Genomic DNA, 2,445 nt, shown 5'->3' on the forward strand with positions numbered 1-2,445 from the left:
TCTGCTGTTAATATGCGTGGTTCACTAGAACAAAATGATCATAAAAACTTTTTGTTAGCTATGCTTTTTTACAAATTCTTATCCCAAAAACAAGTTGAGTATTTCAATAAAGAAATTTGTTGAATAAATGAACCCTTAACTTTTGAACAAATCCAATTAATTGACTCTGCTTATATTAACCCTGACACCGAGGTTATTGATCAATTAGAAATTAGTCATGATTCATTAGAAGAATTAATTGAAGGTGCCAAAAATAGTTTGGGTTTTTATATTCAACCCAAATATTTATTTGATAATTGAATCCACGAAGAAACGAAATTCGATGTGGAATTAATTAGTGAATCGATTAAATCTTTTAATAACCATTTATCTAGTAATGAAAGCATCCGTATTTTATTCGAGGGTGTTTTTAATGTTTATGAATCCGAACTTAATAAATTAGGCCAAAACCCAAGAACCCAAAGTGAGAATTTAAAAAAGATTTTAAACGTGATTAAAGATATCCCTACAGGTAAACAAGACTTTGATGTCTTGGGTTTTGTTTATCAATACATGGTTGAACAATTTGCGGGGGAAGCTGGTAAAAAAGGTGGAGAATACTATACGCCCCATGAGGTTTCACAGTTAATGTCAGAAATTGTAGCCCGCCATTTAAAAGATCGCGAAAACATTGCTGTTTACGACCCGACTTCGGGTTCGGGATCACTTTTAATTACGATTGGTGATATGTTTGCTAAGTACTCAAAAAAACAAAATAATGTGACCTATTATGCCCAAGAAAAAGTCAGTTCAACCTACACCATTACTCGAATGAACTTAATAATGCACGGTATTAGTAGTATTGACATAAACGTCCGTAACGGGGATACTTTAAAACGTGATTGACCATTCTTTACTAACGCCAGTGATGAATCAACATACGAATTACGAGCGGTCGATGCTGTGGTCTCAAACCCGCCATATTCTTTAAAATGAGATGCGGATGAAGCCCAAGGTGACCCCCGGTTTATTGAATATGGCCTAGCTCCTAAATCCAAAGCCGATTACGCTTTTTTATTACATAGTTTATACCACTTAAAAGAGGATGGGATTATGACTATTGTATTACCCCACGGGGTATTGTTTCGAGGGGGTAGCGAAGGGTTAATTCGTCAAAAATTAATCGAAAAAGGATATATTGATACCGTGATTGGTTTACCTGCTGGAATCTTTTTCCGTACAGGGATTGCTACCATTATTATGGTTTTAAGAAAAAACAAACCTAACCGGGATATTCAATTTATTGATGCTTCTAAATTGTTTAATAAAGCCGGGGCAACAAACCGGATGGAAGTATCACATATCCGCAAAGTTGTGGATGCATACACAAATAAAACCGATGTTGATAAATTTGCCCGACTTGTCCATTTTGACGAAATTCAAGCCAACGATTTTAATTTAAACATTTCCCGTTATATTGATAGTTTTGAAAAAACTGACTACCATGATCTTTATGCCTCATTATATGGGGGTATTCCCAATAGTGAACTAAAGGCTTTTGATGATTTATGAACAGCTTTACCAAATATAAAAAATTTATTATTAACACCTATCAATCCTGATTATAGTACGTTTAAACAACCTGAATTGATCAGCGAAAGTATTTTAAACCACAAAGACACCCAAAACTACTTTGCTCAATACAACCAAGTAGTCAATAAACTGCGGGATTTTATTAAAATAAATCTTGGTAATTTTGAACAAATTAAAAACATCCAAGTCGAGGAATTAGAAGAAGTTTTTGATAATTTCTTTTTTGAAAACATTGCACAAATTAGCTTATTAGACAAATACGAATTATACCAAGAAGCCATTGCATCTTTTAAAACAATTAAAGCTGATTTGTACCAAATTCTAGCTAATATGGAAAATTTTAACACCGAATGATTTGCTAGCTTGTTTGCCAAAACAAAAACGATAGAAGAAACCTTTTTAGCCTCCGAGTTTGCCCATATACAAGACTTGCAAGTAAGTATTGATGAATACACAAGTGCGATTAAAGAAATTGCACCTGATAAGGAAGCTGAAGAGAATTTAGATGATGAGCAATTAACAGAGTTGAGTGCACTAAAATTAAATTTAAAAAACGCTAAAGAGGAGTTTAAAAAACAACAAACAGCTTTTGATACTACTTTAACCCAAATAATTAAAAAAATAACACCAAGTCAATTCATTGATTTATTACACATCAAGTGAAGTGCTAATTTATCTCAATCCATTTTAGACAAGGGTCATGATATTATTAATGAACAAATTGCTAAATTAGAAAAATTAGCAAAAAAATATGCGCAAACACTAGCTCAAATTAACAATGAATTAAGAGCTAGTGAAATTGAGTTAGCAAATATGTTAAAAGATTTAAAAGCAGATGAATATGATTTAAAAGCGATTAATGAATTAATTGAT

General features: G+C 32.5%; 1 protein-coding gene. It reads left to right on the forward strand.

Translation table 4 applies throughout. From position 1 onward, the window contains the following. Positions 1-2,445: type I restriction-modification system subunit M (locus OF365_RS03125; RefSeq protein WP_263818159.1), on the forward strand; the 2,445-nt coding region annotated here is incomplete at both ends.

The sequence above is a fragment of the Ureaplasma zalophigenitalium genome, from assembly GCF_025780055.1.
In the GTDB taxonomy this organism is placed as follows: Bacteria; Bacillota_I; Bacilli_A; order Mycoplasmatales; family Mycoplasmoidaceae; genus Ureaplasma; species Ureaplasma zalophigenitalium.